General features: G+C 43.1%; 14 protein-coding genes. 9 read left to right on the forward strand and 5 right to left on the reverse strand.

Translation table 11 applies throughout. The features are described 5' to 3' along the window. Nucleotides 1-544: 544 nt before the first annotated feature. From KJB30_RS07525 to epmA, 4 genes are all read left to right on the forward strand, one after another. Nucleotides 545-970, forward strand: a complete 426-nt coding sequence (locus tag KJB30_RS07525) for a helix-turn-helix transcriptional regulator (protein ID WP_214297596.1) — start codon at nucleotides 545-547, stop codon at nucleotides 968-970. A gap of 111 nt (nucleotides 971-1,081) precedes the next feature. Further along, nucleotides 1,082-1,300 (forward strand): translation initiation factor IF-1, encoded by a 219-nt coding sequence (gene infA, locus KJB30_RS07530; protein WP_214297598.1) that lies wholly within the window; start codon nucleotides 1,082-1,084, stop codon nucleotides 1,298-1,300. Between the two features lie 84 nt (nucleotides 1,301-1,384). Continuing rightward, nucleotides 1,385-1,948: an elongation factor P gene (efp, locus tag KJB30_RS07535; RefSeq protein WP_214297600.1), complete on the forward strand. Its 564-nt coding sequence runs from the start codon at nucleotides 1,385-1,387 to the stop codon at nucleotides 1,946-1,948. A gap of 63 nt (nucleotides 1,949-2,011) precedes the next feature. Further along, a complete protein-coding gene (epmA, locus tag KJB30_RS07540; RefSeq protein ID WP_214297602.1) occupies nucleotides 2,012-2,917 on the forward strand; it encodes an EF-P lysine aminoacylase EpmA in 906 nt (301 codons plus the stop codon). Here epmA and KJB30_RS07545 read toward each other — a convergent pair. Then, nucleotides 2,912-3,940 (reverse strand): KamA family radical SAM protein, encoded by a 1,029-nt coding sequence (locus tag KJB30_RS07545; protein WP_214297604.1) that lies wholly within the window; start codon nucleotides 3,938-3,940, stop codon nucleotides 2,912-2,914. The genes epmA and KJB30_RS07545 overlap by 6 nt on opposite strands. A 120-nt stretch (nucleotides 3,941-4,060) precedes the next feature. On the opposite strand from KJB30_RS07545, the gene KJB30_RS07550 reads away from it, so the two are divergent. Together KJB30_RS07550 and KJB30_RS07555 are read left to right on the forward strand one after the other, a co-directional pair. Beyond that, nucleotides 4,061-5,725: an ExeA family protein gene (locus tag KJB30_RS07550; RefSeq protein WP_214297606.1), complete on the forward strand. Its 1,665-nt coding sequence runs from the start codon at nucleotides 4,061-4,063 to the stop codon at nucleotides 5,723-5,725. Beyond that, nucleotides 5,722-6,429, forward strand: coding sequence for a hypothetical protein (locus tag KJB30_RS07555; protein ID WP_214297608.1), 708 nt, complete (start codon nucleotides 5,722-5,724; stop codon nucleotides 6,427-6,429). The genes KJB30_RS07550 and KJB30_RS07555 overlap by 4 nt, the downstream gene beginning before the upstream one ends. Nucleotides 6,430-6,433: 4 nt before the next feature. Here the strand turns inward: KJB30_RS07555 and pgsA are convergent, their stop codons facing one another. Next, complete coding sequence (pgsA, locus tag KJB30_RS07560) at nucleotides 6,434-7,027, reverse strand: CDP-diacylglycerol--glycerol-3-phosphate 3-phosphatidyltransferase (RefSeq protein WP_214297610.1); 594 nt, start codon at nucleotides 7,025-7,027, stop codon at nucleotides 6,434-6,436. Next, nucleotides 7,027-7,647, reverse strand: coding sequence for a lytic transglycosylase domain-containing protein (locus tag KJB30_RS07565; protein ID WP_214297612.1), 621 nt, complete (start codon nucleotides 7,645-7,647; stop codon nucleotides 7,027-7,029). The genes pgsA and KJB30_RS07565 overlap by 1 nt, the downstream gene beginning before the upstream one ends. A 139-nt stretch (nucleotides 7,648-7,786) precedes the next feature. On the opposite strand from KJB30_RS07565, the gene purM reads away from it, so the two are divergent. The 3 genes from purM (at nucleotide 7,787) to rpsT (ending at nucleotide 9,808) form a co-directional block, all read left to right on the forward strand. Next, a complete protein-coding gene (gene purM, locus KJB30_RS07570) occupies nucleotides 7,787-8,839 on the forward strand; it encodes a phosphoribosylformylglycinamidine cyclo-ligase (RefSeq protein WP_214297614.1) in 1,053 nt (350 codons plus the stop codon). Further along, nucleotides 8,839-9,459 carry a phosphoribosylglycinamide formyltransferase gene (gene purN / locus KJB30_RS07575; RefSeq protein WP_214297616.1) on the forward strand — a complete coding sequence of 207 codons (621 nt, stop codon included), beginning with the start codon at nucleotides 8,839-8,841 and terminating at the stop codon, nucleotides 9,457-9,459. Before purM ends, purN begins: the two co-directional genes overlap by 1 nt. 85 nt (nucleotides 9,460-9,544) lie before the next feature. Then, nucleotides 9,545-9,808 carry a 30S ribosomal protein S20 gene (rpsT, locus tag KJB30_RS07580; RefSeq protein WP_214297618.1) on the forward strand — a complete coding sequence of 88 codons (264 nt, stop codon included), beginning with the start codon at nucleotides 9,545-9,547 and terminating at the stop codon, nucleotides 9,806-9,808. Nucleotides 9,809-9,882: 74 nt separating this feature from the next. Here the strand turns inward: rpsT and holA are convergent, their stop codons facing one another. Together holA and KJB30_RS07590 are read right to left on the reverse strand one after the other, a co-directional pair. After that, the gene (gene holA, locus KJB30_RS07585) at nucleotides 9,883-10,881 is read right to left on the reverse strand and encodes a DNA polymerase III subunit delta (RefSeq protein WP_214297620.1); all 999 of its coding nucleotides are present in this window, start codon (nucleotides 10,879-10,881) and stop codon (nucleotides 9,883-9,885) included. Between the two features lies 1 nt (nucleotide 10,882). After that, nucleotides 10,883-11,398: an LPS-assembly lipoprotein LptE gene (locus KJB30_RS07590; protein ID WP_214297622.1), complete on the reverse strand. Its 516-nt coding sequence runs from the start codon at nucleotides 11,396-11,398 to the stop codon at nucleotides 10,883-10,885. Nucleotides 11,399-11,420: the final 22 nt, after the last annotated feature.

Genomic DNA, 11,420 nt, shown 5'->3' on the forward strand with positions numbered 1-11,420 from the left:
AACAGTAGCAAATACCTCTGTTGTGTGATTATGGGGAAATAATATGCCTGCGTCCGAAGGACAAACAACCGCCGTGAACGATGTAAACTAGAGAGGAAGCTAGAACACGGGCCATGATGATGATTACCCGCCGAATAACGTACACCCCACACCCAAAACCCGCTTTTGACTTTCAGCAAAACTCCCTTAATTAAAATTAATGTTAAACTTATTGCAATATAACTTATGAGCTATTTATGCGCATAAAAGTATGCCTATACATAAGAACTTCATAGCGCTTGAATAACAGGTCTTGGGTATAAGGCTGCCCATAGTATTCCCGCATCATAAAACGCCTGCCATAGGTCATTTTCGAAAGCCATCCTAAATCACCTTTATTACAGAATCTGAGACTTAGGCGTAAAAATATTTTGAAACAAGATGACACAAAAAAGAACATGTAATACAATCTGACAAAATATGAATTTTTTTGAGCAAGCAATCAAATTGCTTAGTATCCAGGAATAAGTAATAGTTTTACATTTATTGGACTAAGGGAGTCAAAATGACACACAATGATATAAAAAATTCATCAAAGTACAGAAAAGTTGATTTTGATGATGCTCCTCTCTTCGCAGGACTAGAAAATGATTTTTTGCCTACCGTTTTCTCTAATCAAAAAACCGACTTAATAGGCAATAATGTTTCAACTGAAAAAAAGAAGACTAAAAGACAACCCCAAAAAACATTACCCGAAACAGATGTTGTTAATTTGGAAAAAAATCAAAATTCCCAGGGCATTAAAACTCGCCCTGCTGCACTTTTTCTGTCTGTAGCTGATTTATGTTCATTACTAAGCATTTCACGGGCGACCCTGGTTCGAATGGATAAAAATGATGCGGTTCCAGGCCGAGTCAAGCTAGGCGGTTCTGTGCGATATCATCGTGAAACTATTGAAAAATGGCTGACCGACTTGGTTGATAAAAAGTAACCTCTTATTTTAGTGGTGTACCTGCATTACTATTCCACTTGCTTTAGTACACTATTATCAGTATTATACGCGATGGATTTGTGAACACACAAACAAGGAGCTTTTAACTGCATGAGTAAAGAAGAAGCAATAGAAGTAGAAGGTACGGTTATAGAGCCGCTCCCGAACGCCATGTTTCGTGTAAAACTTGACAATGATCATGTTGTCCTAGCTCATATTTCAGGTAAGATGCGAAAATATTTCATCAAAATACTACCCGGTGATAAGGTTACTGTTGAGCTTTCACCTTATGACCTGAGTCGGGGACGTATTACCTACCGCGCAAAATAAATCTTTATAAAACTTTTGAAAACAAGAGCCCATGATTACGATGGGCTTCTCGCATTTTCGAATTACATATTAGTGAGGGTATAAATGTACAGTGTTGCAGACCTTAAAAAAGGATTGAAATTAACCCTCGACGGTGATCCTTACGTCGTCATCGCCTTCGATTTCACCAAACCCGGAAAAGGACAAGCCCTTTATCGCACTAAAATGCGTAACATGATCAACGGGACAATATTGGACCGCACTTATCGTTCTGGTGAGACTTTTGAGCCAGCAAGCCTTGAAGAGCGACAGATGGAGTACCTCTACAAAGAAGGCACCCATTACACATTTATGGATCAACAGACCTATGAACAGGTTGTTATGGAAGAGGAAACCCTTGGAGATTCTAAAAATTTCCTTCTTGAAAATCTAAAAGTGGATGTTTTGATTTTTGGTGAGAAAGCAATCGGAGCCTCCTTACCTAACTTCGTAAATCTTCGTGTTGTTCAGACTGATCCATGGGCAAAAGGAGACACCAGCGGTAACGATTCTAAGCCTGCAACGCTTGAGACAGGTTATGTACTCAGGGTGCCACCATTTATTGAAGAGGGCGAACTTATCACAATTGATACTCGAACCGGAGAATATTCTACCCGCGTCAAAGGTTAATAATCTGATTCAGAAAGATTAAGGCGAGTCCAGGACAGGATTCGCCTTTTTTTATGGATAAACATGTTATTTCGTCATAACAATCTCATTCGTAGAGCACGTATCATTCAAGAGATACGTCATTTTTTCGTCTCCCAAGGCTTTTTAGAGGTGGAAACTCCTTTACGAATTCCAGCAAATGCCCCTGAGGAATATATCGATCCTATTTGCAGTGCAAATTGGTTTATGCAAACTTCACCGGAAATTTGCATGAAGCGCCTATTGTGCCAGGGACATGAAAAAATTTTTCAAATTAGTCATTGCTGGCGCCGTGGTGAACGTGGCAGGCACCATGTTCCGGAATTTACTATGTTGGAATGGTATCGTGCCAACAACAGTTATTTGGATTTGATGAAAGACTGCGAGAATTTGCTCAGGTGGCTGGCTGTGGAATGCTGTCAGCAAGAAAATATTGTCTACCAAGGAAAAAACATATATTTGACACACACCGCAAAACGATTAACCGTGAAAGAAATGTTTCAAAAATTTAGTGCGCTGACAATGGAAGAGGCTATAGTCGGGGATACTTTTGACGAGATTATGGTGACACAAATTGAACCTGCCCTGCCTTTGGATATACCTGTCATTCTTATGGATTATCCGGTAGAAATGGCTGCCCTCGCCCGTGTAAAACCGAGTGATTCTACAATAGCCGAACGATTTGAATTTTATCTTGGTGGCCTTGAGTTAGCAAATGGGTTTAGCGAATTGAACGATCCATTTGAGCAGCGCAAACGTTTTTTACTCGCAAATTCAAAAAGATTAGCAACAGGTTCCGCCCCCCTCCCTCTTCCAGAACCGTTTCTTACGGAGCTTGCTGCCCTACCGCCATCGGCTGGCATTGCTCTTGGAGTCGACCGCCTAATCATGCTGTTGGTTGATGCGAATCGAATCGATGAGGTACTAGCTTTTAGTCCTGAAGATCTATAACAGTGGATCAATATCATGATAAGTGACCTTTTCTCCCTGATATGTCATCACAGTTAGCACATTTCCTTTCCGCACTACCATTTCTGGCAATAGTGGTACTTTTCCCTTTCCATTAGGTAAATCGATAACATAATGTGGCACTGCTAATCCTGATACGTGGCCACGTAACCCCCTTATAATTTCTAATCCTGTTGCCACTGATGTGCGGAAATGTCCAGTTCCTTTTACCAGATCCATTTGATGGATGTAATAAGGCCTGATGCGTAATCCCAACAAGCCTGTTACCAGTTCTCTCATGCATCCCACAGTGTCGTTTACTCCCCGCAGCAAGACAGATTGATTGCCCAATGGAATACCGGCATCTGCTAGTAAGGCGCAGGCCTGTGCTGATTTAGTGGTGATTTCTGATGGATGATTGAAGTGCGTATTTAAATAAAGCGGGTGAAATTTTTTAAGCATAGCACATAGCTCTGGCGTGACTCTGTCCGGTAACGTTACCGGAATTCGTGTGCCGATCCTGATGATAGAGACATGTTGAATTTTTCGTAGACTGCTAAGAACGTGATGTAGAGAAAAATCGTCCAACATTAGTGGATCGCCGCCTGAAAGGATAACATCCCGAATTTCAGGTTTCGAAGCAATGTAAGCAAGAGCTGCTTGCAACGCCGCAGGCCCAAGAGGTCTTTCCCCCTCCCCTACGTGCCGTTTGCGCATACAGAATCGGCAATACACTGGACAGCGATTGGAAACCAGCAGTACAACACGGTCAGGGTAACGATGAATGAGTCCTGGGACCGGACTCAAGGCCGTTTCGGCCAACGGATCAGAAGCCTGTTCATCATCTTCAAGTTCTTTTAGATCAGGAATGCATTGACGCCAAACTGCATCATCCTTTTTACGTATCAAAGCTGCATAATGGGCGGAAACACGGAAGGGGTAGGTTTTTATAACATCACTAAGACTGACAAGGTCTTTTGCTAAAGTTTGATTAAAATCTAAATCTTCACATTTTATGTAATGCATACGGCCTCACAATTTTAAGAGCTTAAAAAGGCTATTATGAAATTTATAAATTACTTGAAAATAAAAAGAGTATGTTAGAATATAGCAAAATTAAAATAGAAACTTGAAGAAACGGCCCTTATGTACACAAAATACTTTGGTTTCAATGAAAAGCCTTTCACCCTTACTCCTAATCCTCGATTTATTTTTCTTAGCAAAAATCATAAAGAAGCTTTTGCGCATCTATTATTTGGGATCAACAATCACTATGGTTTCATTGAATTGGTCGGCGAGGTTGGAACAGGAAAAACTACAGTTTTGCGCACTTTACTGGGGCAGCTTAAGGATGAAAGCTATCGCAGTGCTCTGATATTTAACCCCTGTTTGACCGGGGTGGAACTACTACGAAGTATCAATCAGGAGTTCGGTGTCGATGCGAATAGCGAATACGCCAATGAACTTCTAGCTTCACTGAATCAGTTCCTTTTGAACGAAAATAGTAAAGGTCGCACTGTTGTTTTGGTTATTGATGAAGCTCAAAATCTTCAGCCGGATGTACTTGAGCAAATTCGTCTCATATCGAATCTTGAAACTGAAAACGATAAATTAATACAAATCATACTTGCAGGACAACCGGAGCTTGAGGCTCTACTTCAACGTCCGGATTTGAGACAACTCAACCAGCGCATAGCTGTTCGTTATAAGCTCCGATCCATGAGTATGGACGAAACTCGTGCATACATCAGGCACCGCATGGAAGTGGCCGGGAATATGGGCGGTGTGTCTTTTGGCTATTACGCCTTAAAATGGATTTACATGTATACCCATGGCGTGCCCCGTATGATAAACATCCTCTGTGACCGTGCACTGCTGATAGCTTATGGTGACGAGCGTCGCAGTATTAATGCTAGGACAGTTAGCAGAGCGATTAAAGAAATACTTAATCTACCTACGGAAGGCAGAATGTTGTATGCGCGAAAAATTGCTTTCGCACTTGCAATGATCGGACTGCTGATTTTTTCAGTAGCTCATTGGATGCCGATTCCCTCTTCGAACAATGTTGCAGCCAAAACTGATAACATAAAAGCTCTTAAAAAATCGGTCATTACAGATTCTAATGCCTTGTCCCAACCAGCTCAAGTCAGGCAAGTTCCAAAGTTGGAACAAGAACTTCTTGACCGCGATCAAAATAATACCCATATAAAAGCCTTTAATTCATTGGCTTCGGCCTGGGGGGTACGTCCCATAAAAATATTCAAAGGAAAGATGACAGTTCCTGAAATGTTTAATACTCTTGCAGCCAAAAGGAACTTGCGGTGTACACTGTTCAAAGGTTCTCTTGACCAAGCAATTGGTCTAAATGTTCCGTTCCTAATGGTAACCAATGCCAAGGGATGGCTAGGAAATTATTGCGTTGCCGTCACATCTGCCGATAATGGTTCTATAACAGTTTCTCCTGCATTGTTCGGTAGTAGTATGATCAATAAGGAAGATTTAGCAAAAATTTCAACTGGCGCTTTTTATTTGGTGTGGCAAAATACCGGAAATATACCGGATAACATCTCTCCTGGAGAAAAACGTTACGAAATTCGCCAGCTGCAGCGTTTTCTTAAGCTAGCGGGTGTTTACAAGGGAAATATCGATGGAGATTACAGTAGCTTGACAATAAAGGCGGCACGTGATTTTCAACGTTCAAGAAATCTCTCCGTCGATGATACATTGGGAGAAACAACTTTGGCAGCGTTAACCAGCTATGATACTGCACGCCGAGTTCCGATTTTAAAACAGAATGTGGTCAACCGATGAGTTCTATTCTGAAGGCACTCAAAAAACTTGAGGATGAGAAAGTAACTCGTAAACCGGAATCGTTGAAGATACATTCAGAGATTTTACGCGATAGCACGACACTTAACCTGACTCCGCTGAGAGTAGGAATTGCAGCTGTGCTTGTATTTATTTGTGGTGGAGGTGCGACATACCTTTACGTAAAGTCCGATGTTCAAACCGCTCTTGTTTCTCCTGTAACTGAAGCTAATAAACAGCCAGCCCAATCTGCTGTTTCTTCCCCTTCGAAGGACATTCCCGTTGAGCGGGTAGTGTCGAATCCAATCGTGCCGGCAGAACCAAGACAATCACCGACGCCCCCCAGCCTTACTTCTTCGTACCGTGCTGTTGCTGTACAAAAAAACCGGCAGCAACCGCCTAAAAATACTGTTTCAATGTCAAATCAAATAACAACTAAGGAAAAAATAACATCAGTCAAGCCGATCCAACCACTTTTGCCCCTACCTGAGGCCCGTAAAACAACTGCTTCGTCACGTCCGTTGCTTAAAGTAGATGGAATTGCTTTTCAGGAAGGTGATAATAGTGTGGCAATAATTAATGGAGCGCAGGCTACAAAAACCTCCATTATTGAGGGAGCGAAGGTCGAGGCTATTTTAAGGGATCGTGTACTATTCACTCTGGCCGGCGAACGTTTTGAGGTTTTACTTGGACATACGAATCAGTGAATATCTACCGCACAATCACTCGAACAAACCTTACCAGATAATCCATACCTGACCACACTGTAAGCAGAGTAGCTATCCAAAGATAAAACATCCCTACATTGTGCATATTGACAATTAGTAATGGATCCTGAATTCCAAATAACCAATTATAATTGTAATGCAAAAGTAGTCCGATTATGGCAACAATCTGGAAAATGGTCTTGAATTTACCAAGATCGCTTGCGTGGATGATTATCCCCTCACTTGATGCAATCCCCCGCAAGCCTGTAATAATAATCTCTCTGCCCAAAATGACCAGAACCATCCAAGCTGGAACGCGGTTAAAGGGCAAGATCATTATCAGGGCTGCCATGACAATAAGTTTATCCGCAATCGGGTCAAGAAACTTCCCAAAAACAGTTACAATGCCCATGCGTCGAGCAAGATACCCATCAAGCCAATCCGTTATGGAGGCCAGCGCAAAGACCGCAGCTGCCCAGAAACCCGCAGGTTGGGATGGTGACATGAGCAGTCCTGCCAGCAAGGGAATAGCAGCAATACGTGTCATGGTTAAAATATTAGGTATATTAAAAATCGGATGGGGATTTGCGGAACTCATCAGTTCGCCTGATAGGATTGCATATAAGAAATAACCTTGTTTACATAGTTTTTAGTTTCATTATAAGGAGGGATCCCACGGTATTTGGCTACCTTGCTAAGCCCTGCATTGTATGCCGCCAATGCCAGGGAAACATCACCGCGGAAAGTATCCAACAGGAAACGCAGGTATTTTACTCCACCTTCTACGTTATCTTTGGGATTAAAGCTGTCAGTAACCCTAAGTGATCGGGCTGTGCCAGGCATTAACTGCATCAAGCCACTTGCCCCTTTTACTGAAACAGCATTAGGATTATAGCCTGATTCAGCATGGATGACAGCCTTAATTAACGGAATATTGACGCCATATTTTTCCGAGCAATTTTTAATTATGCTTTCATATTCAGCAGGATTAACAGTCTTTGAAAGCTTGAGTCGAGTGCGAAGTTCCTTGTCCTTTTTGATGTCTCGCATGAAAACAATAAATCTTTTGTCAGTTGGGGCGTCTGTGAAATGAACGATGCCTTCGGAATCTTCATAGCGGTATATGTCAGCGTGTGCCGGCAAGCAAGCAATCAGCAGAATCGATACTATCAACACTGTTGCCAGAGACTTTATTTGGTTTGTCTGGTAGATAGGCATGGTTTTTTATAATCGCAAAACAGCATGATTTGTCAAGTTTAAACGCTCCAACGGAGCAGGAACATATTCATTCTCCAGTTTGAAATTGACATTTCTCTGCCCATGTTTTACAAAGTCAGTTCGTCTAAGGAGGATAACGTTGAGCGATCAGAGAATTACTTATAAGGATGCCGGTGTGGATATCGCTGCCGGTAACAGTTTTGTAAACATGATCAAGCCTTTGGTAAAATCTACCTACAGGCCCGAGGTTATGGCAGATATCGGTGGTTTCGGCGGTCTGTTTTCGTTGAATACCTCAAAATTCAAAAACCCTGTTCTTGTTTCAGGCACAGATGGTGTTGGTACCAAGCTTAAAATTGCATTTATGGCTGACCGGCATGAGACGGTGGGAATTGATCTGGTTGCCATGTGTGTCAATGATATTGTGGTACAAGGAGCTGAACCGCTTTTTTTTCTTGATTATCTCGCTACCGGTGCTCTTTTACCTGAGAAGGCAGCTGCAGTTGTCAAAGGCATAGCTGAAGGGTGCCGTCAGGCTGGATGTGCTCTGATCGGTGGAGAAACCGCCGAGATGCCAGGTTTTTATTCTGATGGAGAATATGATATTGCCGGATTCGCAGTCGGTGTTGTTGATCGAGACCATATTATCGATGGATCAGGGATTGGGGTTGGCAACCGATTGATTGGGATTGCTTCAAGTGGGCTTCATAGTAATGGTTATTCTTTAGCCCGGAAGCTCGTCTTTGACTGCATGGGACTCTCTATCGATTCTGAATTACCAGGAACCGGACGTACTGTTGCTGACGAATTTCTAACACCTACCCGCATCTATATTCGTTCAATATTGAATCTGCTTAAAGATTTTACCATTAACGGTATTGCGCACATTACTGGAGGCGGTCTGCTGGAGAATATTCCCCGTATTCTGCCGCGAGGATGTCAGGCCGCAATACATCTTCCTCGATGGGAACGCCCTGCCCTTTTTGACATCCTGCAAAAAGCAGGAAACGTTGAACGAGATGAGATGTATAGAACATTTAACATGGGAATTGGTATGGTCTTGGTTGTGTCTGAAAAAGATGCAGAAGACATGATAGATCGTCTTACCGGCTTACAGGAGCGTGCTTGGATCATCGGTGAAATAACTTCCTGTAGTGAAAATAGTGAAAACATCGTATTGGTGGAGAGTTAATGATAACCCAGTCACCGCTCAAGCTTGCTGTTCTGGTTTCAGGTAACGGCTCCAATCTTCAGGCCATCATAGATGCAATTGAGGCCGGATCTATAAATGCGCGGATAACGTGCGTTGTCAGCAACAACCCCGATGCTTTTGCACTTAAACGCGCCATCAAACATGGCGTAACCACAGTGATTCACCAAAACCAGAACTTTTCCAATCGGCGTGAGTATGACTCAGCGCTGGTGCAGATTTTAAAAGATCATGAAGTTGAACTGGTTATTCTAGCCGGCTTCATGAGGTTGTTGTCTGAAATTATGGTAAACGCTTTTCCCCATGCCATTGTGAACATCCATCCTGCGCTGCTGCCTGCCTTCCCAGGCTTGCATGCTCAAAAGCAAGCACTAGATTACGGTGTTCGCTACAGTGGCTGTACGGTACATTTAGTTGACTGTGGGACCGATACCGGCCCCATAATACTTCAGGCGGTTGTACCCATTGAGCACAACGATACGGAGGAGACTCTCTCTGCCCGTATCCAGCGGGAAGAGCATCGGTGTTTTCCTGAGGCGATCAGGCTTTTTGCTGATGGAAAGATCCAGGTAAATGGACGTCACGTGCATATTAGTCCTTAATTTCCTTGACAATACATGGCAATCAATGGTAATAAACTCGCTTTAACTCAATCACTCAACGTAATTACGTTTATGGAGGTGCAGTTTGGCACATCACAAGTCGGCAATCAAACGGATCAAACAGAACGCGAAGAAAAATGCCCGTAACAGGCATGTTTCATCAACGCTTAAAACATACATCAAGCGTATTCGTGAAGCAGTTGAAGCCAAGGACAAGGAAGCAGCAACCGCAGCCCTTAAGGCTGCAATTCCAGTTATAGACGTTACAGCTACAAAAGGCGTCATTCATCGTTCGAATGCTTCACGCAATGTTTCGCGGCTAACAAAACTGGTAAATACGCTCGGTTAAGAAATAGCTAGTTCTAATGTAAAAAGGGACTTTCCTTATGGAAAGTCCCTTTTTTAATGTACGAAATGATGTTTTTACTCAAATCTGCCTTTACATATACCTACTGCCAGAGCATGCATCAATGTGTAGGGATGCCCTCCCGATTTAGAGGACACATCGCATCGGTAAAGCGCATCAAAGATTATTCGCAATTCCCCCCGTCCAAAATTTTTTGCCTGTTGCAGATATTCACCCAGAAAAAAAGTATTGATCCCCAATTCCCTACTTATGTCACCTTGGGAATTTTTTTGATCGAGCATTTCACGAACACGCCAAAGTTGTCTAAAATGGCGCGAAAGTGCCCCAAGAATGGGCGGTACCCCTTCTCCATTTTTAAAGAGTGTTTCTAGGCTCCTCAATGCATTCTGCAAATCTTTTATGCCTAGAAAGCGAGCGAGCTCAAAAGCAGTAAATGCCTTGCTGCTGCTGGCGATAGTGCGAACGTCTTCTGCAGTGATTCTTTGTCGGGATCCTGCATATACTACCAATTTTTCAATTTGAGATGATAACTCCTGCAGGTTATTGCCTATCAGAAGAGCGAGCAGGTCAGCCCCAGCTGGTTCAATTGGTTTGCCTGAAAGATTTGCTTCGGTCTGAACGAAGTTGGAAAGTTTGTTGTCATACAGACGCTTGAATTCTACAAGAGCGCCCTGTTTTTTAAACTCCGAAAAAATCTTCTTGCGTTGATCCACTTTTGTACCTGTGAAAATCAGGCAGGTTGATTCTGCAGGCTTCTGCACATAAGGGAGCAGTATTTCCAGTGCTTCGGCCTTGAGCAACTCTGAACGTTTCACCAGAACCGCTCGCCGCTCAGCAAACATGGGCAGCGTCTGAGCGGCATCAACGATGTCGATTCCTCTGCTTTCATTGCCGTAGAAAACATTAAAATTAAAATCTTTAAGAGATTGATCAATAGCGCGATCCAGCAACAGTCGCGCTGCACGCTCAACGAGAAATGATTCTTCTCCGTAGAGATAACAAAGTTTGGGAATTTGACCTTTCCTGATATTTGTTTCCAGTTCTTGTGATGTCATTTCAATATGCCTGTTCTGAAGCGACAAGCATTTTCTGCGCTATTATACGTGAAGCGGCAACCAGTGCCGCTTCTTCTGCATTTTGCTGCAACGCTAGATTATCCGATGCAGGGAAATCCTGATATGACTGCAAACTACCTTTCCAGAGTAGAGAATTCATTCCTTTGCGCCGAATTTCCAGTTCCACGTTAAGCATCAGACGGTATTCCCGGGCACGATCGGCAGCTGTGTAGGAAACTGCCTTACTTGAATATGAGCGAAGGGTACCGTTTACCACGAGTTCTGCATCACTCTCGCTAGCCGCTGGAAACAATCCCCGAAGCCGATGGGATTCCTCAAATAGAGCGCGGCGCAGGACGGTCTGGGCAATTGAACTTGTAGATTCGTTACGGATAAAAGAGACCCAGATAGACTGACCCGTAGCAATAGTGTTATCGCCCGAACCGGAAAAATGGTAGCCGCACCCTGACAGTTGCATAACAATAGCTATAGTGAGCAAGGCGCGTAATAGGATCATAAATTTGCTTGTTTTACGGAAC

Source organism: Pelotalea chapellei (assembly GCF_018531195.1).
Taxonomy (GTDB): Bacteria; Desulfobacterota; Desulfuromonadia; order Geobacterales; family Pseudopelobacteraceae; genus Pelotalea; species Pelotalea chapellei.